Annotated in this window: 24 protein-coding genes; 22 read left to right on the top strand and 2 right to left on the bottom strand. The window is 38.8% G+C overall.

The features are described from left to right. Window positions 1-420 precede the first annotated feature (420 nt). From DBO93_RS13295 to DBO93_RS13275, 5 genes are all read left to right on the top strand, one after another. Window positions 421-1236: a gamma-glutamyl-gamma-aminobutyrate hydrolase family protein gene (locus tag DBO93_RS13295; protein WP_108456772.1), complete on the top strand. Its 816-nt coding sequence runs from the start codon at window positions 421-423 to the stop codon at window positions 1234-1236. Next, the gene (locus DBO93_RS13290) at window positions 1236-2594 is read left to right on the top strand and encodes a glutamine synthetase family protein (protein WP_108456771.1); all 1359 of its coding nucleotides are present in this window, start codon (window positions 1236-1238) and stop codon (window positions 2592-2594) included. Before DBO93_RS13295 ends, DBO93_RS13290 begins: the two co-directional genes overlap by 1 nt. A gap of 11 nt (window positions 2595-2605) precedes the next feature. After that, window positions 2606-3961, top strand: a complete 1356-nt coding sequence (locus tag DBO93_RS13285) for an aspartate aminotransferase family protein (protein WP_108456770.1) — start codon at window positions 2606-2608, stop codon at window positions 3959-3961. Between the two features lie 98 nt (window positions 3962-4059). Continuing rightward, window positions 4060-4908 (top strand): hypothetical protein, encoded by an 849-nt coding sequence (locus DBO93_RS13280; protein ID WP_162533791.1) that lies wholly within the window; start codon window positions 4060-4062, stop codon window positions 4906-4908. 175 nt (window positions 4909-5083) lie between these two features. Then, window positions 5084-5503, top strand: coding sequence for a thioesterase family protein (locus DBO93_RS13275; protein WP_108456768.1), 420 nt, complete (start codon window positions 5084-5086; stop codon window positions 5501-5503). 16 nt (window positions 5504-5519) lie between these two features. On the opposite strand, the gene DBO93_RS13270 is transcribed toward DBO93_RS13275, so the two are convergent. After that, complete coding sequence (locus DBO93_RS13270; protein WP_108456767.1) at window positions 5520-6437, bottom strand: LysR family transcriptional regulator; 918 nt, start codon at window positions 6435-6437, stop codon at window positions 5520-5522. Between the two features lie 149 nt (window positions 6438-6586). Between DBO93_RS13270 and DBO93_RS19200 the strand changes: the two genes are divergently transcribed. The 6 genes from DBO93_RS19200 to DBO93_RS13245 all read left to right on the top strand — a co-directional run bounded on the left by DBO93_RS19200 (window position 6587) and on the right by DBO93_RS13245 (window position 13312). Further along, window positions 6587-7210, top strand: coding sequence for an aminotransferase class III-fold pyridoxal phosphate-dependent enzyme (locus DBO93_RS19200; protein WP_343215932.1), 624 nt, complete (start codon window positions 6587-6589; stop codon window positions 7208-7210). Then, the gene (locus DBO93_RS19195) at window positions 7156-7944 is read left to right on the top strand and encodes an aminotransferase class III-fold pyridoxal phosphate-dependent enzyme (protein WP_343215931.1); all 789 of its coding nucleotides are present in this window, start codon (window positions 7156-7158) and stop codon (window positions 7942-7944) included. Before DBO93_RS19200 ends, DBO93_RS19195 begins: the two co-directional genes overlap by 55 nt. Window positions 7945-8075: 131 nt before the next feature. Further along, complete coding sequence (locus DBO93_RS13260; RefSeq protein WP_108456766.1) at window positions 8076-9566, top strand: CoA-acylating methylmalonate-semialdehyde dehydrogenase; 1491 nt, start codon at window positions 8076-8078, stop codon at window positions 9564-9566. A 30-nt stretch (window positions 9567-9596) separates the two neighbouring features. After that, window positions 9597-10289, top strand: coding sequence for a hypothetical protein (locus DBO93_RS13255; RefSeq protein WP_108456765.1), 693 nt, complete (start codon window positions 9597-9599; stop codon window positions 10287-10289). 2 nt (window positions 10290-10291) lie between these two features. Then, window positions 10292-11848: an aldehyde dehydrogenase family protein gene (locus DBO93_RS13250; protein WP_239058990.1), complete on the top strand. Its 1557-nt coding sequence runs from the start codon at window positions 10292-10294 to the stop codon at window positions 11846-11848. A 57-nt stretch (window positions 11849-11905) separates the two neighbouring features. After that, window positions 11906-13312, top strand: a complete 1407-nt coding sequence (locus DBO93_RS13245; RefSeq protein ID WP_239058989.1) for an FAD-dependent oxidoreductase — start codon at window positions 11906-11908, stop codon at window positions 13310-13312. A gap of 217 nt (window positions 13313-13529) precedes the next feature. On the opposite strand, the gene DBO93_RS13240 is transcribed toward DBO93_RS13245, so the two are convergent. Further along, window positions 13530-14822 (bottom strand): FAD-binding oxidoreductase, encoded by a 1293-nt coding sequence (locus DBO93_RS13240; protein ID WP_108456763.1) that lies wholly within the window; start codon window positions 14820-14822, stop codon window positions 13530-13532. A gap of 281 nt (window positions 14823-15103) precedes the next feature. Between DBO93_RS13240 and DBO93_RS13235 the strand changes: the two genes are divergently transcribed. The 11 genes from DBO93_RS13235 to DBO93_RS13185 all read left to right on the top strand — a co-directional run bounded on the left by DBO93_RS13235 (window position 15104) and on the right by DBO93_RS13185 (window position 25446). After that, on the top strand, window positions 15104-15517 hold the full coding sequence (locus DBO93_RS13235; protein WP_108456762.1) for a hypothetical protein: 414 nt from the start codon (window positions 15104-15106) through the stop codon (window positions 15515-15517). Window positions 15518-15721: 204 nt separating this feature from the next. Next, window positions 15722-16909: a porin gene (locus tag DBO93_RS13230; protein WP_108456761.1), complete on the top strand. Its 1188-nt coding sequence runs from the start codon at window positions 15722-15724 to the stop codon at window positions 16907-16909. Window positions 16910-16920: 11 nt separating this feature from the next. Next, window positions 16921-17469 carry a cytochrome c gene (locus DBO93_RS13225; protein WP_108456760.1) on the top strand — a complete coding sequence of 183 codons (549 nt, stop codon included), beginning with the start codon at window positions 16921-16923 and terminating at the stop codon, window positions 17467-17469. A gap of 333 nt (window positions 17470-17802) precedes the next feature. Beyond that, window positions 17803-18045, top strand: a complete 243-nt coding sequence (locus DBO93_RS13220; protein WP_108456759.1) for a cation transporter — start codon at window positions 17803-17805, stop codon at window positions 18043-18045. A gap of 69 nt (window positions 18046-18114) precedes the next feature. Continuing rightward, complete coding sequence (locus DBO93_RS13215) at window positions 18115-18486, top strand: hypothetical protein (RefSeq protein WP_108456758.1); 372 nt, start codon at window positions 18115-18117, stop codon at window positions 18484-18486. 35 nt (window positions 18487-18521) lie between these two features. Beyond that, the gene (locus DBO93_RS13210) at window positions 18522-18872 is read left to right on the top strand and encodes a hypothetical protein (protein ID WP_081152361.1); all 351 of its coding nucleotides are present in this window, start codon (window positions 18522-18524) and stop codon (window positions 18870-18872) included. 77 nt (window positions 18873-18949) lie between these two features. Further along, a complete protein-coding gene (locus tag DBO93_RS13205; protein ID WP_081154515.1) occupies window positions 18950-19246 on the top strand; it encodes a YHS domain-containing protein in 297 nt (98 codons plus the stop codon). Next, window positions 19236-19496: a DUF5676 family membrane protein gene (locus DBO93_RS13200; RefSeq protein ID WP_081152362.1), complete on the top strand. Its 261-nt coding sequence runs from the start codon at window positions 19236-19238 to the stop codon at window positions 19494-19496. Before DBO93_RS13205 ends, DBO93_RS13200 begins: the two co-directional genes overlap by 11 nt. A gap of 121 nt (window positions 19497-19617) precedes the next feature. After that, window positions 19618-20928, top strand: coding sequence for a TolC family protein (locus tag DBO93_RS13195; RefSeq protein ID WP_108456757.1), 1311 nt, complete (start codon window positions 19618-19620; stop codon window positions 20926-20928). Then, a complete protein-coding gene (locus tag DBO93_RS13190; RefSeq protein WP_108456756.1) occupies window positions 20921-22270 on the top strand; it encodes an efflux RND transporter periplasmic adaptor subunit in 1350 nt (449 codons plus the stop codon). Before DBO93_RS13195 ends, DBO93_RS13190 begins: the two co-directional genes overlap by 8 nt. A 2-nt stretch (window positions 22271-22272) precedes the next feature. Further along, window positions 22273-25446, top strand: coding sequence for a CusA/CzcA family heavy metal efflux RND transporter (locus tag DBO93_RS13185; protein ID WP_108456755.1), 3174 nt, complete (start codon window positions 22273-22275; stop codon window positions 25444-25446). The last annotated feature ends 311 nt before the right edge of the window (window positions 25447-25757 follow it).

Here is a 25757-nt window from a genome sequence, read left to right as displayed (position 1 = left end):
TTCGCATTACCTTTATATAAAAACATTTTCTGTGACTAAAAATCAGCAGGTTTAATTCGCTTTAGCTATTCATAATATGATGCATAGTTAGCTTGTGTCTTATAACCAATAGCTAGTTTTTAGTTGTCAAATATCAAGATAAAGTATCTAGGTTTATATTTTTAACTACATGAAAATATTATGTTTAAATGCATTTTATGTAGCATATATACTTTTTAGAACAACCAGTAACCACATTGTTTAGTGAATATTTTTCTGCGAATAATACAGATAAATTAATGAATGAATCTGGCTTGAATCGATCTGCTCAAAAGTTTGCGAGAGTTAAAGTTTTTTTAAATTATGAAATTTATTAGGCGTTCAATATTTTAGTGTGCTACTGTTCGTTATAACGAACAGTAGTAATTAGCAAAGGAATTTATGAGCGAAATTAACTTACCCGTAGTTGGCATATTATGTGACCATGAACATGTTGGGCCGCATCCTTTTCATATGTCGGGAAATAAATACATTCAAGCGGTTATTCAGGCCGCTAATTGTGTGCCTATTCTGATTCCTGCCATTGCCAGTCAAACAAATTTTCTCCAGTTATTAAACTTAGTCGATGGCATATTATTGCCTGGTGGCTATTCCATGGTCGATCCCTTGAACTATCAAGAGGCGGCAGCACCAAATGAAACCAAACTAGATATTGCTCGAGACCAAACCAGTTTTGGCCTAATTAAACAAGCTGTTGCATCAGGCGTACCTATATTTGGTATTTGTCGAGGCTTTCAAGAAATGAATGTCGCTTTTGGCGGCTCTTTACATCAAAAGCTTCATGATCATGATGTTTTTCAAGAGCACCGAGAGAATAAAAATCTTTCATTAGATGACCAATACGAAGATAGCCATAAAGTCATGGTAACGCCATCGGGTCAACTATCAAAAATCGTTGTTGCCAACGAAATGAATGTCAACTCCTTACATACCCAAGGTGTGGATAGGTTAGCTGATAATTTAGCAGTAGAAGCGGTAAGTGAAGATGGTTTATGCGAAGCGTTTTCTGTTATCGATGCTAAAGCATTTTCAATGGCGGTGCAGTGGCACCCTGAATGGAAAGTTATGCAAAATAGCAAAAATGCTAAGCTCTTTGCTGCTTTTGGACGTGCTTGCAAAGTAAGGCAGTCTTTAAAAGTTAATCAGCAAGTTGCTCTACAAGTTAATCAGCAAAAAAAATGTATAGAGGTTTTATAATGGACAAAATTAAACAATGGCTCGCTGAACATAATGTTAAATACGTGCAATGTGTGATCACTGATCACACTGGCATTGCACGTGGAAAAATATACCCAGTACAAAAATTTATTGAAGAAGGCGGTAGTCGTTTAGGTGAAACTATTTTATTAATGTCAGCGACTGGCGATTTAGCTGCTGACGAGTTTTTATATACTTTAGCTGATCCTCGCGATATTGATATGCTGCTAGAGCCAGATGAAAATGCTTGCTATATGGTGCCTTGGGCTAAAGAACCCACCGCAATGATCATTCATAATTGTATTGATCAAAAAACCTTAAAGCCAGTAGAACAATCTCCTCGTGATTTACTGAAAAAAGTCATGAAACTTTATGACGACCAAGGTTGGAAAGCCGTAGTCGCTCCTGAAATGGAGTTGTATTTTACACTGTCGAGTACGGATTCAAGCCAACCATTAACCACTCCTTTAGGTAACTCAGGTCGTTCAGAGGCAGGCAGACAGTCATTTGGTATTGATGCCATTACCGAATTTGAACCTGTAATGACTGATATCTATGAATGGTCAGCGCAACAAAACTTAGCTATTGATGTAGTTGTTCATGAAGAGGGCAAGGCTCAATTTGAATTTAATTTTGATCATGGCGATCCGTTATCTTTAGCTGATCAAGTTATTGTTTTTAAGCGCACGGTAAAAGCTGCAGCTAACAAGCATGGTATGACAGCTACTTTTATGGCGAAACCAATTACAGGGCAACCTGGCAGCGCTATGCATATTCATCAAAGCATTGTAGAAAAATCTACCGGTAAAAATATATTTGCCGGCTCTTGTGAACAAAGTACTGAATTTAGCCAAAACTTTATGCATTATTTAGGCGGACTGCAGACCTTTATTCCTCAACTTATGCTGATGTTTGCTCCAAACATTAATTCGTACCGACGTTTTTTAGCGGATTCTGCCACGCCAGTTAATTTAGAATGGGGTATTGAAAACCGCACGGTTGGTTTACGTATCCCTGATGCACCAGATCATGCCAAGCGCGTTGAAAACAGAATCCCAGGCGCTGATGCCAATCCTTACCTTGCCATTGCAGCAACACTGATTTGTGGATATATCGGTATGATGGAAAAAATATCGCCCGCTGATGAAGTAACAGGTAAGGCCAACAACACCATCAATAAAAATTTACCGATTAATATCGAAGCAGCCATGCAGCAAATGGAGCAAAGCGACAAAATTAAACATTATTTAGGTGAAAGTTTTGTGACGGGCTTTATTGCAACAAGACGTGCCGATTATGACAATTATAAAAGTGTGATCTCCTCATGGGAACGCCATTATTTACTCACTACAGTTTAGGTTGAAATTTTATGACATCAAAGATACAAGCATTAGATAACCAACATCATATTCACCCATTTAGCGATAGCAAAGAATTGCATGAAATTAATCCTCGCGAAATAACACATGCAGAAGGTGTTTATATTTATGATGATAAAGGTAATAAATTACTTGATGCTATGGCGGGTCTTTGGTGCGTTAATATCGGTTATGGTCGTCAAGAGTTAGTCGACGTTGCAACAAAGCAAATGTCAGCATTGCCTTATTACAATTTGTTTTTTAAAACAACCCATGCACCTGCTGCAAAGTTAGCAGCAAAAATTGCCTCATTAGCGCCTGAACATATGAATAAAGTGTTTTTTACTGGCTCTGGTTCAGAAGCTAACGATACGGTTTTTAGAATGGCGCGTCGTTACTGGGACTTAAAAGGTAAGCCAAGTAAAAAGCAATTTATCAGTCGACAGAATGCTTATCATGGTTCAACCGTTGTCGGTGCAAGCCTAGGTGGAATGGGTTATATGCATGAGCAAGGTGATTTACCTATTGCTGGTATTTCTCATGTCGATCAACCGTACTTTTTTAAAGAAGGTGGAACGCTAACCCCTGAGGCGTTTGGCATTAAAGCCGCACAAAGCCTTGAGACAAAAATTTTAGAAATTGGAGAGGACAATGTCGCCGCATTCATTGCCGAACCGTTCCAAGGCGCTGGTGGCGTTATTATACCTCCAACTAGCTACTGGCCTGAAATTAAAAGAATTTTAGCTAAATATGATATTTTGTTAGTGGTTGATGAAGTTATATCTGGCTTTGGCCGCACCGGTGAATGGTTTGCCAGTCAGTATTATGATTTAAAACCTGATCTTATGCCTATTGCCAAAGGGCTTTCGTCTGGTTACTTACCTATTGGCGGTGTTATTGTTGGTGATAAAGTGGCTGAAACGCTAATAGAAAAAGGTGGTGACTTTAATCATGGCTTTACTTATTCCGGTCATCCAGTTGCCGCTGCTGTAGCGCTGAAAAATATCGAATTATTAGAATCTGAAGGGATTGTAGAACGTGTAAAAAATGAAACGGCACCTTATCTTCAAAAGCGTTGGAAAGAACTGGCTGCACATCCTATTGTGGGTGAAACTCGCGGTTTAGGCATGGTTGCAGGTCTTGAGTTAGTTAAAGATAAAAATAGCCATGAGCGTATAGCGCCTGACAGTAAAGCTGGCGGCATGTGTCGTGACTTTTCAATGGCTAATGGTTTAATCATGCGTCCATGTGGAGATACTATGATTATTTCGCCTCCTTTAGTCATTACTAAAGCAGAGATCGATGAATTAATAGAAAAGGCGTTTAAAACCTTAGATGAAACAGCTAAATATTATCATCTAATGTAGATAATGAGTTTAATTAGGCCACTGTTCAAGTGGCTTAATTGTTTTATTAGTGTAGTAAATATAATTAAAAAAAGAAGAAGATTATGCCAGAGCTATCGATGAATCAAACCCTTATGAAACATTTTCACTCTTGGGGCTATCAGGGTTTTAAATATCTTATTTATACTTTGCTAGCGTTTAATGTTTACTTATTTTTCAGTGAAGAATGGCTAGCGAGTAAAGTGATTTTTGCCTCAGGAGTGAACCTTGATTCGGTAATTAAAGCTTTTTCATCGACAATTGATACTGCCGCTTGGCTGGTTTTATTATTGTTGTTTGAATTAGAAACTTCTGTGATTGACGATGAACATTTAAAAGGGAAAGTTAAGTGGTCATTACATGGTATTCGTGCATTTTGTTATTTATTTATCATTTACTCACTCTACGGTTATATGACTAAAATTGGCTTAATTGGTCAGTTTACTGCACATAAAGTTTCTGATCTTTGTACTTTAGCCGGCGATTGGAAATTTATGGAAACCCTTAACGTTTATAATGAATTTACTAAAGAAACGTGTAAAAGCTTATCAACCGTTGGGGCAGAATTCTTTTCTCATGAAAAATATAAAATAATAACAAACTCGAAAAATTTATCAGATGTTAATGCGCTAGCTTGGGTTGATGTTATTAATGCGTCTGCATGGGTATCAGTTGTATTAATGCTCGAAGTTGATGTACATACCCAATTAGGCAATATATCGAGTAAATGGTGGGGTAAATACAATAAATTTATTAAAGCTACTGTCTATAGCATATTACTTCTTGCAGCCGTATATTGGGGTGTAACGGGTAATTTCCTTGAATTTTGGGATGCTTTTTTATGGATTGTGGCTTTTGTTTTGATTGAAATGAATATGTTCGAGTGGCAAGCAGAAATAGCTGATCGTAAAAGCCATCAAGGACAGTAAATCAGTTTAATTCGCTGCAGTACTATGCGGTATTTCATTAACATGCGAATAGTTTGCCTTTAAAGCAGATTAAATATTTACCATTTTCATCTATGGGTATATTATTTCGAACAAGCATTAAAAATATTTGATGCTTGGTCGCTTTCCGGTTGATTTTAAGTAAGTAGGGTTAGGTATGTTTTACGAAATAATAAAGCCTCGTGTTGGTGAAACAGACGCGCTTGGACACATTAATAATACAGTTATTCCGCAATGGTTTGAAGGTGCCCGAAATCCTATATTTAGACTTTTCAGCCCTGAATTTAATTTAAGCCTCAGCCAATGGGGATTAATTTTAGCAAAAAGTACCATTGAGTTTCATTTGCCACTGCTGTTTGATTACGATGTTGAAATCAAAACCTACATAACTCGTATTGGTACAAGCTCTCTCGATGTGCACCAAGAAGCGTGGCAAAATGGCGTTAAACATGTTTCAGGTACTGCGGTGATGGTTCACTATGATTTTATCACTCGTGAAACACGACCTATTTCAGATAAATTTAAACAAAAATTACATATGCATTTTAGTCATTCGGTATCAGAAAGTTTTTATTAGCCGATAAAATATTGAATTAGGTTTGAGCTAACTCCTCTAAATAAGCTTCTAAAATCAAATGGCTCCGTGCTCCTTTACTCGTGATAGCAGAGAATTTAGTATTAAATTTTCTGTTATGCGCCTCAATTGCTCGTAATTTATCTTTTCCAACCCATCGTTGAGCGAAATGCGTGGGTAAAAAACCTATAAATCGCCCCGTTAAAATTAAAAAAGCAATGCCTTCTCGATCTGTTGAGGTTGCGGTTGCGTGTAGCTTTTTTTGCTGTTGCTTTATCTCTACCGACTGTGGGTAATTAGGTACAACGGCGTCATATTCAATTAAAGTACTGTCGCTTATTTGATATAAGTCTTGATGAAATAAAGGGTGCTTCTCGCTGCAATAAAGTAGCGACTCTTCTTTATATAAAGATAAGTAATTCAAACCGGGTAAGGTTCTAAAGTTAGGAACAACACCAACATGTAATTGGCCATTTAAAATAGCGGCTTCAATATTGTTTGGCGGCATCATTCTTATATTAATAATAATGTCTGGTGCGCGATGTTTTAATGCGCTTAAAGCTCTGGTAATTCGCATTTGTTCAATAGAGACTAAGTTATCGGTAATACCAATGTTCAGTTCACCAACCAACTCAGTGTTTATCGCATTCATTTCAGCTCTAAAGTTTTCAATACTGCCCAACAATTGTAGTGCCGATTGATATACTTGTTCACCTTGTTCGGTAATAGAAAAACCAGAACGTCCTCTATGGCAAAGCTTCATATTTAACAGAGACTCTAGCTCGGTTATTGCTAGGCTTATTGCCGGTCTACTGATGTTAAGATCTACTTCTGCCGCGGAGAAACCACCTGACTCAATAACCACTTTATATATTCTTAAAAGCCTAATATGAGCATCACCTAATTGCTTAGGTAAAATGTTTTTATTCATCTTCATTTAAATAATGCCTTAGTAAAATTATTAGGTAAGTAAATAGTTAACTTAAGTTTTTAAAGTATGGATTTAATAACCTATTAAATCATTGATAATGAGCACATGCAATTAAACATGCACTTTGTAAACGTTATCAAGCGTTAGGCGGAAAGATGAATAAAAACACTAATACAAAAGCTAATTCAACAACAAACCACGGGTTAACTCAAGCGCAGTTAGACGCCCATTGGATGCCTTTTACGGCCAATCGAGAATTTAAAAAAGATCCCCGTATTATCGTTTCAGCAGAAGGTAATTATTACACTGATGCTGATGGTAGAAAGATATTTGATGGACTCTCTGGGCTTTGGACTTGTGGTGCAGGGCATAGCCGTCCAGAAATCACCGAAGCTATTAGTCAGCAAGCTAAGACGCTAGATTATTCGCCTGCATTTCAATTTGGTCATCCTAAGTCATTTGAATTAGCACATCGTATTACCGAATTGATGCCGGCAGATTTAAATCGAGTATTTTTTACTGGTTCTGGCTCAGAGTCTGTAGAAACGGCGCTTAAAATTGCTCGTGGTTACTGGCGTAAAAAAGGCATGGCAAGTAAAACTCGATTTATTGGTCGCTCAAAAGGCTACCACGGAGTTAACTTTGGCGGTATTAGTGTGGGGGGATTGGTCCTAATCGTGCAATCTATGGCCAAGGTATTGAAGCATCACACTTATCGCATACCATGTTGCCAGAAAATAAATTTTGCCAAGGTATGCCTGACACTGGTGCTGATTTAGCGAATGAATTAGAAGAAATGCTCGCTGTTTATGACGCCTCAAATGTTGCTGCTGTTATTGTGGAGCCTCTGGCTGGTTCAGCTGGCGTAATACCGCCGCCTAAAGGTTATTTAAAACGCTTAAGGGACATATGTACCAAGCATAATGTCTTACTGATTTTTGATGAAGTGATCACCGCATTTGGCCGTATGGGTTCAAATACGGGAGCGGCTGAGTTTGGCGTAACACCTGATATTATGACCGTAGCAAAGCAGTTAACCAATGGCGTAATCCCTATGGGTGCGGTTATTTCTAAACAAGAAATCTATGATACATTTATGGAAACTGGCGGACCTGAGTATATGCTTGAACTTCCTCATGGCTATACTTACTCAGCACACCCGGTTGCTTGTGCGGCTGCGCTGGCTTCGTTAGACGTTTTGGCTCAAGAAAACTTACCAGAACGCGTTAAGTCAATCGCGCCATATTTTCAGGAAGTGCTACACAGTTTGAAAAGCTGTAAGCATGTTGTCGATATTCGCAACTATGGCTTAGCAGGCGGAATTACTATTGCTCATGCACCTGGGGAGCCAGCAAAAAGACCACACCAAATAGCCATGAAAATGTGGCAGAAAGGTTTTTATGTGCGTTATGGCGGAGACACCATACAGCTTGGCTTACCCTTTACCTCTACTTTGGCAGAAATTAGCAGCTTAATAAATGCACTAGGTGAAACCTTGAACGAAATCGATTGATTTGTAATGACTTCGCGTTGTAAACGCTGCTTACAAACTAACTTCTATTAAACAAAACTGTATAAAACAGATTTTTATTTTTAAACATTTTACTTTTAAGTGAAGTGAACTACAGCATTAAAGGACAAAAAATGACAACTATCGGCCACCTAATTAACGGCGAAATGACTCACGACAATTCGCGCACACAAGATGTTTTTAACCCCGCAACAGGTAAAGCAGAAAAGAAAGTAGAGCTTGCCTCAAAAGCAACCGTAGAAAAAGCGATTGCCGCCGCACAAGAGGCTTATCCGGCTTGGCGAAATACACCGGCGATTAAACGTGCACGCGTGATGTTTAAATTTAAAGAATTATTAGAGAAAAATGCAGATAAAATTTGTCAATTAATCGGTCAAGAGCATGGCAAAATATCACATGATGCTGCTGGCGAATTACAACGCGGTATCGAAAATGTTGAATTTGCTTGTGGCGCGCCAGAACTATTAAAAGGTGAGCACAGTAAAAACGTAGGACCTAATATTGACTCATGGAGTGAATTTCAACCACTAGGTGTTGTGGCGGGTATAACGCCTTTTAATTTTCCTGCAATGGTGCCTATGTGGATGTTTCCGCTAGCAATTGTTTGCGGTAATACCTTTATTTTGAAACCTTCAGAACGTGATCCTAGCTCAACGTTATACATTGCTTCTTTATTAAAAGAAGCGGGTTTACCTGATGGCGTAATGAATGTAATCAACGGTGATAAAGAAGCCGTTGATACTCTGTTAACTGACCAGCGTGTTAAAGCGGTTAGCTTTGTAGGCTCAACACCTATCGCAGAATATATTTATGCAACAGCCAGTGCAAATGGTAAACGTTGTCAAGCACTTGGTGGAGCAAAAAATCATGCTATCGTTATGCCTGATGCCGATATGGATAATGCCGTAAATCAATTGGTTGGCGCAGCATTTGGCTCATCTGGCGAACGTTGTATGGCGTTGTCGGTAGCCGTAGCTGTAGGCGATGAAGCAGGCAACGCATTGATTGAAAAAATGCAACAAGCTATGCAAAACTTAAGTGTTGGTGAATACTCTAACGCTAACAATGATTTTGGTCCCGTGATCACCAAAGCGCATCAAGAAAAAGTAGTTGGTTATATTTCAAGTGCCGCAGAGCAAGGTGCTACATTGGTGGTTGATGGCCGCAAACCAACGGTTAAAGGTTATGAAAATGGCTTTTTTGTTGGTGCTACGTTAATTGATAACGTAACCGCGAGCATGGAAAGTTACAAAGCTGAGATTTTTGGTCCTGTTTTACAAGTTATTCGGGTTAAAACTATGGAAGAAGCCATGCAGTTAATTAACGACCATGAATATGGCAATGGTACGTGCATATTTACCCGAGACGGCGAAGCGGCACGTTACTTCTCTGATCATATTGAAGTGGGTATGGTCGGCATTAATGTACCATTACCGGTACCAGTTGCTTACCATAGTTTTGGTGGTTGGAAGCGCAGCTTATTTGGTGACTTACATGCCTACGGCCCAGATGGCGTGAGATTTTACACCAAGCGAAAAACGATTACGCAACGCTGGCCATCAAGTGGTGTTCGTGAAGGCGTAAGCTTTGCATTTCCTAGCTAATATTTGATAAAAATAGACCGAGCACGAACAATGACCTTAGATCACACGATTATACGATTATCTCATAACCCAGAAGGGTTTAAAGATAATGCCGATGATTTAACTGCTGACATGTTTGAATCAGATTTACCTATTCAACATAGTCATGATTATTTCGCCGATGATGAAACAGGCTTATATGTTGGTGTTTGGGATACCACTGAAATGATTGAAGCTGCGGCGCCTTATGCTATGGATGAATTCATGGTCGTTATTGAAGGCGCAGCAGTGATAAGAAATAATACCACCAACACTAGTGAAACCATTTTAGCGGGTGAGAGTTTTATTATACCCAGAGAATACGATTGCCAGTGGCAGCAAACAGGTTATTTACGCAAATTTTATGTTATTGCTGATAAATCTCTAACTGATGAAAACTCAAAGCCTACAGCTAAGGGTATTGTTAAATTTCCAACAAAAACAGATTTAGGAAATAACGTATATTATAAAAGTGCTGATCAGCAATTTGTTGCCGGGGCATTTAAAGGTAATATCGCTGAATCGCCAATAACAACAATATCGACACGCCGTTTTATCTATTTAAAGTCAGGATATTTGACATTAAGAGATACTCATTTAACCGAATATCACTTTAAAGCAGGGGATGCTTTTCTGCTGACAGGAACCCAAGTTTTTTGCCGTGCGAGTGAAGAAATATCACATCATTATGTGGAGCTATCTTAAATATGAACAGTTCAATATCTAATTATATTAATAAAATAACAAAAAAATATCCTTTAATTGGTCAACTCCATGATGGTGGTTCAATGCAAAACAAACATTTTATTAATGGTAAATTTCAATGTGCTGAATCTACTGAAACATTTACCGTTATTAATCCAGCTAATGAGCAAGTTCTCGCTCACTTATCTGCAGGTAATAAAACTGATATCAATAACGCCGTAGCCGCCGCCAAAAATGCTTTTTATCAAGGGCCCTGGCCGAATATGAAAGGCAGTGAAAGAGCGGTTTATCTCCGGAAAATGGCAGCCATAATTACTCGCCGTTTAACCGAATTATCAGACTTAGAAGTGCTCGACAACGGTAAGCCTTTTCCTGAAGCAAAATGGGATATAGAAGACACCGCAGGTACTTTTGAGTTTTACGCGAATCTTGCAGACTCATTTGATGAGCACTCAAGTAAAGAAATTAGTTTACCTGAACCGGGTTTTACATCCCGAGCGACTAAAGAACCTTTAGGTGTTGTTGGTGCAATAATTCCATGGAATTTCCCAATGTTAATGGCGGCATGGAAAGTAGCTCCAGCTTTAGCCGCTGGTTGTACTGTGGTATTAAAACCTTCTGAAGTTACGCCCTTAACTGCGCTAGCTTTGGGTGAAATTGCCCAAGAAGCAGGCCTGCCAGATGGTGTGTTAAATATTGTTACGGGCTTAGGTCAACCCGCAGGGCAGGCTTTAGCAGAGCACCCTGATATTGATAAATTAGCGTTTACAGGCTCTGTGCCTACAGGGTCGAAAATTATGGCTTTGGCGGCCAAAGATATTAAAAATATCAGCCTTGAACTCGGTGGTAAATCACCTTTAGTGATTTTTGAAGATACCGATATCGATAAAGCCGTAGAGTGGATCATGTTTGGTATATTCTGGAATCAGGGCCAAGTATGTTCAGCAACGTCTCGAGTACTGGTGTCAGAAAATATTTATCCAGCACTAATGAAACGCTTAATTGAAGAAACTAAAAAAATAACCATTGGTGCTGGCGATATCCATGGCGTGCTTTTAGGTCCGTTGGTGAATGCAGCGCAATATGAAAAAGTTAAAGCGGCTATTGCTCGTGGAGTTCAAGAAGGCGCAACATTAGCTTATGGTGGCATAAAGCCAGCGCATTTTGATAAAGGCTACTTTTTAACGCCCGCTATTTTTACCGATGTTGATGAAGACAGCTGGATTTGGCAAGAAGAAATATTTGGTCCTGTGGTTTGTATTAAAGCCTTTAAAACAGAACAGGAAGCTATAGCATTAGCTAATAACTCTCGATTTGGGCTTGCGGCGGCGGTTATGTCAAAAGACCAAGCTCGTTGCGACCGTGTTGCTAAAGCATTTAAGGCAGGTATTGTTTGGGTTAATTGTTCACAGCCGACCTTTGTTGAAGCCCCTTGGGGTGGTTATAAACAATCAGGTATTGGCCGAGAGCTAGGCGAGTGGGGCTTTAATAATTACCTTGAAACAAAGCAAATAACCCAATTTACCAGTGATGAACCTTGGGGTTGGTACGTAAAGTAAAATTAATGAGTTTTTGGTATCCAAAAATAAAATGTATAACAAGTAAGTGAGATTAAAATGCAGCATCTTGACGCGTTGAAAAATTCAACATATCGACCTATATGGTTTGATCTTGCTCAACAGCCTGAAACACTCGCACCGCTAACCACAAACAGCGAATGTGAATTACTCATCGTTGGTGGAGGTTTCACAGGCTTATGGGCAGCATTGCAAGCAAAAGAGCGTAACCCTGAAGCTGACATAATACTCATTGATAAAACCTTTATTGGTAATGGCGCATCTGGCAGAAATGGCGGCTTTTTAAATTCAAGCCTAGCGCACGGTGAAACTAATACCGACCACCACTTTCCAGGTGAAGCTGAAAAACTTTATCAACTAGGCCAAGAGAACATTACAGAACTGCTAGCAACACTTGAACGCTATGGTATTGATGCTGACTACGAAGCCGTTGGCGAAACTGAAGTTGCCACTAATCAAGGCGCTGTAGAGGCTATTCGCAAATATTATAACGTTGAAAAGTCTGAAGGTGATGATGTGGTTTGGTTAAACCAAAACGACATGCAAGCACAGGTTAATTCACCTACATATTTAGCTGGATTATGGCGTCGTGGCGATCAAAACGGTACCGTAAATCCATTAAAAATTTGCTGGGGTATCAAGCAGGTTTTACTTGATCTGGGCGTGAAAATATATGAACAAACGGATCTAATTGATGTTCAGCCATCAGGTAAAAATCACATGATGGCGCAGTGTGAAAACGGCAATATAAAAAGCGAAAAAGTGTTAATGGCAACTAATGCATTTACCAGTTGTATTGGTAAAATTCGCCGTAGTGTGATCCCCGTTTGGGATTATCAATTAGCGACTGAGCCACTAACACAAGCGCAGTTAGATACAATTGGTTGGCACAAAACTCGCCATGCTATTGGTAATCATGCCAATATGTTCCATTATTATAGAATGACTAAAGACAATCGCATTACATGGGGCGGTGGTGGAGCTGTACGTTATTACTTTAATCGTGGAATAAGTGACAATTATGCCGATATTCCTGAGCGTTTCGAGCAGCTTTCTAAAGAATTCTTTGAAACCTTTCCACAACTTGCTGGTGTTAAATTTAGCCATCGATGGAGTGGCATAATTGCAACATCTTCGCGTTTTTGTATGGTGCCAGGTGTAACACATAATGGACGACTGTCATGGGCAGTGGGTTATACTGGCTTAGGTGTTGGTGCCTCGCGTTTTGGCGCGCGCGTGGCTATTGAGTTACTAGGCTATCAACCCAGTGATGTAATAAAAATGCAGTTTGTTCGTAAGTGGACATTACCTTGGGTACCTGAGCCATTGCGATGGATTGGTGTGCGTTTAACTCAGCAAGCACTTATTAAGGCAGACAAAAATAATGGTAAACGTGGTCTATGGTTAAAACTTTTAGATGCACTTAACCTAGGCTTTACCTGTTAAAAGTAATGTTTAAGCCTGAATACCAAGTTGATTAGTTAACTGTTCATTGTTCATTATTTATTATCAATGTTAATGGTGAAAATGAATAACTACCGCGTTATAAAATTAATCAATACAATCACGACTGATTAAACTTTATGTCTTGTATTTATCTATAAAAAAAACGGCTCCTATAAGGAGCCGTTTTTAGTGTTAAACAGTGATGTATTAATCAACATTAAATACCTAATTTATCTCTTAAACCGTAATACCAAGCACCCATCATGGTCATTGGTACTCGCATAGCTCTGCCGCCAATAAATGGGTAATGAGGCAAACCAGTAAATACTTCAAAACGAGATTGTTCACCTGATATGGCTTCAGCCAATATTTTACCCGCTAAATGCGAGGTGTTTACGCCATGGCCACTATAGCCTTGCGCATAGTAAATATTATTTCCTATTTTACCAAGTTGCGGTAAACGGCTAACGGTTAAGAGAAAGTCGCCGCCCCAAGCATAATCGATTTTATAATCTTTCATTGCCGGGAATATTTTTTCCATATGGGGTTTTAAGAAGCGTTTGATACTGGCAGGATCGCCACCACCATAAGTAACGCCACCACCGAAAAGTAAACGATTATCAGCGGTCATTCGGTAATAATCTAATTTGTAGTTCACATCTTCAACACAATATTGCGAAGGAATAAGCGATTTAGCCAGTGCTTCAGGTAACACTTCAGTGGTGACTATTTGTGTACCACAAGGCATCGATTTTCTTGCTAATTTGGGCTCAAGGTTACCCATGTAAGCATTACCAGCCAATACGAGTAGGTTTGCTTTAACATGGCCTTTTTCGGTACTAACAATAACTTTTTCGTTACCATCTTCACTAATGTTTTTAATTTCGATAACTTTCGATTGTTCAAATATTTCACCACCAATAGAAACTAATGCTGCAGCTTCTCCTAGTGCTAATTTAAGAGGGTGAATATGACCACAATGCTCATCAACCAAACCGCCAATGTAGGCATCAGTATTAACAATTTTACTGACATCAGCTTTGCCAACCATAGATAGCTTTTTATTACCAAAACGCTCCCATAGGGCTTTTTTACTTTCAAGCTCTTTAAGTTGTTTCTCGGTAAAAGCAGCAAAAAATCCACCGTGCTTATAGTCTGCATCAATATTATATTTTTTGATTAAACCACGAATACAATCAGCGCCTTCAAATGCCATGTTACCCATAGCATTTGCGGTATCTAGACCATAATGTTTTTCAATATGGTCGATATCTCGGCTAAAACTATTCACTAACTGGCCGCCATTTCGACCAGAGGCGCCAAAGCCTATATTAGCTGCTTCTAACAATACCACCTTGTAACCTTTCTCTTGCAAAGCAATAGCGGTTGATAAACCACTATAACCGCCACCAACCACACAAACATCAGCCGTAACCTCTCCTTCTAATGTCGGGTAAGTTACGGTTCTATTTGCTGTAGCAGCATAATAAGAGTCAGGGTAAGTTGTCATTGTTCAGTCCTAAAATAATGTATTTATGATTATAGTGTCTATAAAATAACACGTGTGTAGCAAATAACAAACAGTCAGTCGGTTTTTTAGGCCTAAAAGCTGATTTAATAAAAAACAGGTATATCCAGACGTTATTATTTGGCTATTTATCTAATTAATCGGTTATTAAGTTGATTTCAAAATGAAGTCGTACTTCATTACCAGAAACTTGATCAGGATCAAGGTTATAGATATTACAAGGTTTATACTTTAGGAGTATTTAAAGGAAACTTATTATTCTCATGAAAAATCGATTGAATTGGCTATTAGTAATAATGATATATTTGTCTGTTAATGGACAAGTATTTGCTAAGGCTGTTCATGTCTGTACCGAAATGGCGTATACCGCTTCTGTATTATCATCCGCTAACACAACGATTAATATTCATGAACATCATCAGCCAATTGAGCCAAGAAAAGATAATCACCAAATAAATGAAGTGCATAATACCGCTAAGCCTAAAGCAATGGATAATTGCCATTGCGTAGATTGCGATTGTGTACAAAACATTACAGGACAAGCAAATTCATCATTGTTGCAAGATAACAGTTTTGCAAATTTCTTCCCTGTCATTTCAATAAATGTGGTTAAGTTAAATAGAAACTTTATATCTTTGCCATATACCAACCCTTATAAACCTCCGATTACAATCTAACACGGGATCAGTGTGCCTTTTTTTCAAGGTAGCTGAACTTGTATTCTATTAGACGTTTAGTGCAATAATTTGTCAAAGTGATTTACATAGCCTAACAAATTAGAACTTCCCCCTGTGCTTTTCGCCACTCATTTAAAAACATTTAATTATACTATTTGGCGTAGAGGAGCTCCTCTGCCCGCCATAAAATACTAAGGCCATATCATGAAAAATGGACTTCTCCAATCGGTTGTAGCAGCAACCTCAATGTCATTAATGACAACTGTTAATGCGCAAGAAAATTCTACTTTAGATATTGGTCGTTTCGCTATTGCAGGTTATGGCGATGTGACTTATATCAACCAATCGAACATGAAAGATGAAACAGGAAACGATATTCAAAATAATGTAGTTGCACGTTTTGTTCCCATATTTTTGTTTCAACTTTCTGAAAAAATTCATATTGAGGCGGAACTAGAGTTCAGTACTAATGCTGAAGGCGAAACCGAAACTGAACTTGAATACGCCAACATGCATTACTTTTTTAATGACAATACCATCATTACCGCGGGTAAATTCTTATTACCCTTCGGTCAGTTTGGTGTGAATTTACACCCAAGTTGGATCAATAAAGCGGCGAGCAACCCAGGTCTTTATGGTGGTCACGGTGGTAATGGTTCGTTAGGTGGAATTACAAGTATTTTGGGAGACACGGGTATAAATATCGCTAATACATGGAATCTAGGTGATGCAGGGAGAATTTTTACTGATTTTTATACGGTCAGTGGTCCAAGGCAAGAAGCCGGAGATCATGGCGGTGGAGTAGAAATGTCAGCTAAAAATGGCGACAACAATAACACCATGGCATTTGGTGGGCGTATCGCTTATGCATTTTTACCTGAATGGGAAGTAGGTGTTTCTTATTACTCAGGTAAATATAGTAATGACGGCGACTTAAATTACGATGCTTATAATATCGATTTTAACTGGGTGGGTAGTTATGCCAGTGTTCGAGGTGAAATTTTTGGTTCTAGCGCCGAAACAGAAGGTGAGGATGAACCCATTGAAGTTGATGAGCATGGAGAGGAATGGGTAAAAGATTTTGATAAAAGTGGCTGGTATATCCAAGGTACTTGGCAAGCACGCGAGCTAGGTAATGCCTGGTTAAATCCAGTTGAGTTTGTTGTGCGCTATTCAGATATTAAGTCAGATTTTGACGGCAGCATTGGCCATGATTTTGAAGAAGACGCAGGTAAGATGGGCAGTCGTATTTATTATGGTGTCAATTATTGGTTAGAACCAAGTGCTGTATTGAAGTTGGGAGCAGAAAGTACATCAATAGATAATGAAGGTGCAGGTCACGGCGGCATAGTTGATGATCGTGTGTTTTTACAGTTAGCGTTTGGCTTTTAAGGAGATTTACCATGAAAATATTAATATTATTATTGACCATATTTACCTTAACCATCAGTGCATTTTCAGTCCAAGCACAGCATGTCAGCGATCCCTCGTTAGTAGCCGAAGGAGCTAAAGTCTACAGTGAAAATTGTGCTCGTTGCCATAATGCACGTCCTGCAGAAGAGTACACAAAAAAAGAGTGGTCTGTTGTTATTCCTCATATGCGTGCAAAAGCACATATGACAGGTAAGGAAGCATTGGCGGTAGAAGCTTTCTTAGCAAGCACTTTAACTGCTGATGTGCGCAATATAGCAAGCCATGAAAACACGAATTCACCTAAGAAAACTGGTGATGAATTAGTCACTCAATTCGGTTGTCAGGGCTGTCATCAACTTAGAGGAGAGGGAGGTAAATTAGGTCCTGCTTTAGACAATGTTGTTGCAGATAAAGGTGAGGCATTTGTGCTTAAGAAGTTAATGGATCCTAAGTTTAATAATGCGGCTTCGGCTATGCCTAAATATCCAATGAATAAGGAAGATATCGCGGCCATTATTGAGTTCTTAAAGCAAGAATAAAGCAGCAGGTATAGAGGTGGTTTTGTCGTCATTAAATTAATCACTGTTTATCTTTTCAGGTAAATAGAATGCCTCTACTCGTTAATGTTTAAGTCTCAGACCTGATATTTGTCAAAAATGATGTTTTTACAAATAGTCACTTGACCTGTGTTTAACACATAGGTGTAAGTTAAGTGTAGGTTTTATAGTTCTTTATTTTCATATTAAGCATCAGCACTTATGTAATGAGAGCAATAGGATCAGTAAGCGCTATGAAGTCAACTTATACCAAACATATGAATTGTCACCTCGTTGTAGATAAGAATGAAAGTGACGCGCACTAAGGAGATAACCATGAATAGATCAACCGCTAGTATTGCCAATAAAAACATCCAAGAGTTAACCATTGAAGGAGCTTGCTGTGCAAGTTGTGTCAATAAGATTGAAACAGCATTAAAAGATATTAACGGCGTAAACAGCGCTGAAATGAATTTTGCCTTACGTTCTGTAGTTGTAAACGGAGATGTCGGCTCTGCTGTTCTGATTAATGCCATTGAAAGAATAGGTTACAGGGCTAGAACCGCAGCAAGGAGCTAGAAATGAATAAATTAGTCGGTAGAAATACCAGTATAAATCCCCAAAATTTGATTGATAAAGGAGGCTGTTATGTCTGATTTAGACCATAGAGTTGGCGTTAGAGAAATTAACTTAGTAGTAAGAAACCTAAGACTTACCAAGGTAACAGAAGAAAATATCGATGGGCTAATTGCGGCAATAGATCAAATGTTCGGCTTAGATGAAGTCTCTTTCAATCGCAAAGAGCAGAGCATTCATTTAGCTTACGATGCAACCAATTTAGACCTTGATGGCATTGAAAATGTTATTAGAAATCATGGGGCGGATATTCACAATGATTGGTGGACCCGCACAAAAGACAGCTATTACAAATTTTGTGATCAAAACGTCAAGGATAATTTCACTCATGTACCTTGGAGTTGTCATAAATCGCCACCAAATTCGAGCAAAAGAAAACGTTAATATCGCGTTAAAAACAACTTAATTAGGAATTACTTATGTTAACGAAAATATCCAAAATAATTGCACTTGTCATTTTTACTGTAGTGCTTACAGGCTGTGCAAATAGCGATTTGTCACATCGGTATCTCATGCGTGGCCAAGTAGTGTCAGCAACACCAGACAATATTGTTGTTTGCGTTGGTTTTGATGACGGTGCAAAAGTAGGGCAAATTTTGGAAACGTATCGATTTACCCTGAACGATGACAACGATGACGGTGCCGATTTTTTTCAAAAAGTGGAAAAAGGGCAAGTGAAAATAGAAGAAATTATGAATGAACACTTCGCTAAAGTATCGGTTGTAAAAGGTACGGTTAAGAAATTCGATATGGTGCAGTTAAAAAAATAGGAACTTCTCGCTTGCGTGATGTTGGCAAGCTAGGCATCACGCTTTTTTTAAATTAGTTAACTGTTAAGGAGGCAGCAATGGAAAGTCTATTTTCATTTTTATTATTTGCCGGGATATTTTATCTCATGATGCGCTTTGGATGTGGAGCTCATATGACCCATGGACACCATGATAAAAAATCCGCCAAAAATAGTTTTATAGATCCTGTTTGTGGGCATGAAGTTGAAGAGGATAAAGGATATGGCAAACTCGAAGAAGGGCATTTATATCGTTTTTGTTCAAGAGAATGTTTAGATAGGTTTGACCGTGAACCAGGAAAATTTATTGATAAGCAACATGCAATAACACCGAAGGATAATGAACATGAAACATAAAATATCACTGGTTGCATTTGGCCATGCAACAAGCCTATTTCTTGCCATTAGTTTTACTTTATGTGTCATTTTTGGCTTGTTGTTTCCTCAACAAGCCATGTACCCCGTATGGTTACAACTGTTACCAGGTTTTGAATGGATAAGCTGGAAAAGCTTCTTTTTAGGGATAGTAGAAAGCTATTTTTATGGTTGGTTTATTGCCCTTGTTTGGGGGCCGATATATAACGTCGCGGGTAGTAAAAGTAGGTAGTTTAAGCTTTTTATTTACCGCTAAAATATTTTGTAATTTTTAATTTAGGAATGCGTATGTGCCCTATTACAGAATCATGAATCATTAATTTATATAGGGTATTTCAAGAAGGATGAAAAATATGCGAATGATAAACACCTTACTGATAACATTATTTTTATTATCAGCTGAACAATTGTCTGCCAAACAAGTAAACATGCATTCTGCCTCAGAATATGACGTATTAACTGAGCAAAATGCAATTGCGCTTGCGCTAGCAAACAATCCTAACCTTGCACAAATCAAGGCCCGATATGAGGCGATGAAAAGCATACCTTCACAGGTTGGTACTTTACCAGATCCAATACTAACCCTAGGGGCTATGAATTTTCCAACGGACAGTTTTGACAGATCACAAGAAGGGATGACCCAATTACAAATAGGCGTATCACAGGCTTTTCCTTTTCCAGGTAAGTTAAGCTTGAAAGAAGATATCGCTGAATTTGAAGCCAAAGCCGCTTATTATGATGTTGCTGAAATGCGTTTACTATTAACGAAGAATGTCAGTAATAAATGGTGGCAGCTGTTTTATTTAGACAGAGCAATAGAGACGGTTGATAAAAATCAAGCATTGCTAAAGCAATTTATCGAAGTGGCGAAAACAAAATACACAACAGGCAAAGGACTACAACAAGATGTCTTATTGTCCCAATTAGAATTATCAAAGCTAATAAACCATAAAATTCAAATAGTGGCTTTAAAAGCAACCCAGATAATTCAATTAAATATTTTAATGGATATAACGCCACGTTCACCTATTACCCTGGCAAATAAATTAAGTTTCAATCAACCGCATTTATTGGCCGAAGAACAACTCTATCAATTAGCCATAAGGTCTCGGCCATTACTTCAAAAGCACAAACAATTAATATCAGCGGCTAATTCTCGGCTTGATTTAGCTGAGCGAGACTATTATCCCGATTTTAATATTGGTGTTACATATGGTGATCGCATAGGCCAAAACTCACAACCGATGGGCGGCGATAGAGCGGATTTATTTTCTATTAAACTCGGTATTAAAATTCCCTTATTTGCCAGCACTAAACAGTCATATAGGGTAAAACAAAGAATCAGCGAACAGTTTAAATCCAAATATGCTTATCTCGATGAAAGCAACCAGGTAAAGGCTGATATCGCTAGATATATCACAGATTATCGTCGCTCTGAACAGCAACGTTCTTTATTTGAAACAGGCATTTTACCACAAGCACGACAAACCGTTCAGTCCATGTTAGTCGGTTATCAAGTCAGTGAAGTGGATTTTTTAAACCTAGTCGGCAGCCAAGTAACTTTATTTAATTATGAGCTACAGTTTTGGCAATCAGTCTCTCAAAGTAATCAAGCATTAGCATCGATACAAGCCTCTATTGGCAAGGAATATATATATGAATAAATCCACGTTGTTCACCGCCATTATTATGTTGGTTATTGGCTTAGGAATAGGCTATTTTTTATCTGATCAAGGAGAGGGGCCTGCTAACACGCTAGCAGATAACATTTCCGTACCGAAAAATAATGAAAATCCCCTATTTTATCGAAATGCTATGAATCCATCGGTTACTTCACCTGTACCAGCAAAAGATGCCATGGGAATGGATTATACGCCAGTCTATGCTGTCGAAACTGATCAAAAAGCGATATTGGGAACGGTTAAAATAGATCCCGTGGTAGTTCAAAATATTGGGGTTCGCACCGGTATTGCAAAAAAAGAGTCAATGAGCCGCACTATTCGTGCTGTTGGTCGGGTTGATTTTGATGAACAAAAAATGGCACGTTTACATCCAAAAGTTGAAGGTTGGATTGAAGACTTAAACGTCGATAAAACAGGTGAGACGGTAAAGGAGGGAGATGTTTTAGTGAGTATTTATTCGCCAAAATTAGTATCAACTCAGCAAGAATATTTATTGGCGTTGAACAGCCTAAAATCACTCGAAAATAGTCCTTTTGAAGATGTTGCTCGAGGTGCTAAAGACATGGTTGCCAGCGCCCGAGAGCGCTTAAAGTTACTTGATGTGCCAGAGCATCAAATTGTTGAACTTGAAAAAAGTAGAAAAATTAAAAAACAACTACACATCCATACACCTGTAGATGGCACTGTGACTCGCATTGGTTCTAGGCAGGGGCAATATGTAACGCCTAAAACTGAGCTATATATGGTGGTAGATTTAAGCCAAGTATGGGTTTATGCCGATGTATATGAATATGAGTTACCCTGGATTAAGGTCGGCGATGAAGTCGAAATGACCTTAGTCAGTGTGCCAGGAAAAATATTTTCAGGTCGTTTAGGTTATATCTATCCTTATGCCGAAGCAAAAACGCGTACCACAAAAGTTAGAATTATTTTTGATAATCCAGAACAGTTACTTAGACCAGATATGTTTGCTGAGATAACCATACATTCAGACGTCAATGAAGCTGCCATTGTCATTCCTTCACAAGCCGTAATTCGCTCGGGTGAGCGTTCTCAAGTTTTTGTGGTAACTGAACCCGGTCGATTTGAACCAAGAATAGTTACATTAGGCATAGAGTCAAATGGCAAGGTTGCCGTGCTCTCTGGTTTGATTGAGGGGGAAGAAGTCGTGACTTCTGCGCAATTTATGGTTGATTCAGAATCAAAGCTACGTGAAGCCACGGAAAAAATGATGCTACAGCTACAAAACAAAAAATCTAGTAATAATAAAATGCCTCCAATGGACATGAAAAACTCTGTTGAAATGAAAGTTAAGGAGCAATAACAATGATTGAAGCCATTATTTCAGCCTCCTTAAAAGACCGTTTTATGGTCATTTTAGCGGCGTTAATTATTACTTTAGTGGGTTTGTTTGCTTATAAGAACACCCCGTTAGATGCGATACCTGATTTGTCTGATGTGCAGGTGATTGTTTTTACTAAGTTCCCAGGGCAATCACCGCAAGTTGTTGAAGATCAGGTCACTTATCCATTAACTACTTCAATGCTTGCTGTGCCAAAAACGAAAGTAGTGCGAGGTTATTCTTTTTTTGGTATGTCATTTGTTTATATTATTTTTGAAGATAATACTGACATGTATTGGGCAAGATCGAGGGTATTAGAGTCTTTAAATTACGTGAGTGGTCGATTACCACAAGGTATTACTCCCACTTTAGGGCCTGATGCAACGGGTGTTGGTTGGGTTTATGAATATGCTTTAGTTGATAAAACTGGCAAACATGACTTAGCACAATTACGTTCAATACAAGACTGGTACTTACGCTATCCCTTGCAGACAGTTGATGGCGTTGCTGAAGTGGCCTCTATGGGCGGTTTTGTTAAGCAATACCAAGTTGAAGTCGACCCGAATGCACTCGTGCGTTACAACATACCGTTAAACAAAGTAAAAATGGCAATTAAAGCGTCAAATAAAGATGTTGGTGGTCGCTTAATTGAGATGGCTGAAACAGAATATATGGTACGAAGTAAAGGCTATATTAAATCTATTGACGATCTCAATGCTATTCCTGTATCCGTAAGCCAAGATGGTACGCCCGTGAGATTAAAAGATGTTGCTCATGTTCACATAGGTCCGGAGTTACGACGTGGAGTGATCGATCTTAATGGCGAAGGTGAAGTGGCGGGTGGTGTTGTCATCATGCGCTTTGGTGAGAATGCCTTAGCTACTATTCAGGCGGTGCGTGCCAAACTTGAGGAGCTTAAAGCGGGTCTACCTGAAGGTGTGGAAATAGTGCCTGTATATGACAGAGGTGACTTAATAGAACGCGCTGTTGATAGTTTAAATACCTCATTGTTACAAGAACTTGTTATTGTCAGCTTAGTGGTAATTTTATTTTTATTGCATGCTCGCTCGGCTTTTGTTGCCATCATCACTCTGCCCTTAGGCATATTAATGGCATTTATTGTTATGCGATTTCAAGGCTTAAATGCCAATATTATGTCATTAGGTGGTATTGCTATCACGATTGGAACAATGGTCGATGGTGCTATCGTTATGGTAGAAAATGCCCATACCTGTTTAGCAAAAGCACGTGAAGAAAAAGGGCAGGATCTTACTAATGATGAACGTTGGAAAGTCATAGGTGATAGTAGCCGAGAAGTCGGGCCGGCATTATTTTTCTCTCTATTGGTGATAACGGTATCTTTTCTTCCTATTTTTACTATGCAAGCCCAAGAAGGTCGTCTATTTAGCCCATTAGCTTTTACGGCAACTTACGCAATGGCAGCATCAGCGATACTGGCGGTAACATTAGTACCCGTGATGATGGGATATTTTCTGCGTGGTAATATTATGCCAGAGCATAAAAATCCAGTAAATCGTCTACTCCATAAACTACACAAGCCCACATTAACATTCTTGATGAAGTTTCGAGGCCTCACAATGGTCATGGCTGTTTCATTGCTTGCAGTGACTTACTATCCTTATTCACAACTAGGTAGTGAATTTATGCCGCCATTGGATGAAGGCGATATTCTCTATATGCCAACGTTATTTCCTGGTATCTCTATCACTAAAGCGAAAGAATTTTTACAACAAAGCGATAAAATATTAAAAACCTTTCCTGAAGTTCATCATGTTTTTGGTAAAGTGGGTCGTGCTGAGTCAGCTACAGATGCAGCACCCTTATCTATGATTGAAACAACTATTCGATTGAAACCCAAAGAGGAATGGCCAGATCCCACAAAAACAACAGCTAACATTATGGCTGAAATGGATAAAGCGATAAACTTTCCTGGTGTAGCAAACGCATGGACCATGCCGATTAAAACGCGTATTGATATGCTCTCAACGGGCATAAAAACACCCATAGGAATTAAAGTCTCTGGACCTGATTTAGTTGTTTTACAGAAAATATCGCAAGATATAGAACAAGCCATGAAAGGCTTACCTGAAACAACCTCTGCTTTTGGTGACAGAACCATTGGTGGCTATTATTTAGATTTTGATGTCGACCGTGAAAAAGCAGCACGTTATGGTTTAACCGTAGGTGCAGTACAAGATGTAATTCAAAGTGCCATTGGCGGCATGAATATAACTGAAACGGTTGAGGGGTTAGAGCGATATCCGGTTAATTTACGTTATCCCAGAGAGCTAAGAGATGATTTAGAGTCGCTTAAACGCGTGCTTATTTCAACACCAACAGGCACTCAAATACCTATGGCTATGGTTGCCGACGTGGTGTATCGACGTGGTGCGCCCGTTATTAAAAGTGAGGATGCTCGTCCTAACGCATGGATTTATGTCGATATTTCAAGTTCTGATATTGGCGGATTTGTGCGTGATGCTAAAAAAGTATTGGCAGAGCAAGTAGTTATTCCTTCAGGCTATACCGTAACTTGGTCCGGACAGTTTGAATATATGGAGCGTGCAGCGCAACGTTTAAGTATTGTTGCACCCGCTACTTTGTTCATCATATTTTTACTCTTGTATTTAAATTTTCGTAATGTCATTGAACCTCTGGTGGTGATGATGTCGATGCCATTTGCCTTAGTGGGGGGAATTTGGTTGGTATATCTCAACAATTATAATATGTCGGTTGGTGTCGCTGTTGGTTTTATTGCTTTAGCGGGTATGGCAGCAGAAATTGGTGTACTGGTGTTAAGCTTTATTGATACTGAGATCGCTAAGCGTCGTGCAGATGCGAGTGAACCTTTATCAGTGATTGAAATTAAAGATGCCGTATTGTCTGCAACCTCTAAGCGAGTAAGGCCTGTTGCTATGACGGCAATTTCTACGATGGCAGGGTTAATTCCTATAATGCTTAGCTCTTCAACTGGCTCTGATGTAACTCACCGAATTGCTGCGCCTATGCTTGGCGGTATGTTAACTGTATTGATACTAAATTTACTGGTTTTACCTGTACTTTATAGTTTTATTTTACAGTTTCAAGAAGCCGCAAAGAAGAAGAGTGATCAAGCTATAGCGCTAACATCAAGTTAATTCTATCAAAAAACGCCTTAGTGATATTTCATGTTGCTAAAGCGTTTTGTTATTAATTAATAGGTACATATGACGGATATGAGGCACCGAGTTGCTTAGCTAAACTTGGTCTAACGATGTTAAATCGCATCAAGCTATTTACCTGTTACTTTATTTTCACCTTAATATATTTGGTGAGTCTTGAAAAAGTCTAAAATAAAGTCGCGATAACAATTAATTCTGTTATTTGGCTTGATGTGCCATTGTTCTTGAATTATCTATCAGCAATTAGATTCAATACACCGCATGACCTTTAAATCATCTAGAGACAA

The sequence above is a fragment of the Colwellia sp. Arc7-D genome (assembly GCF_003061515.1).
GTDB lineage: Bacteria > Pseudomonadota > Gammaproteobacteria > Enterobacterales > Alteromonadaceae > Cognaticolwellia.
This window is presented reverse-complemented; position numbering and strand designations above follow the sequence as displayed.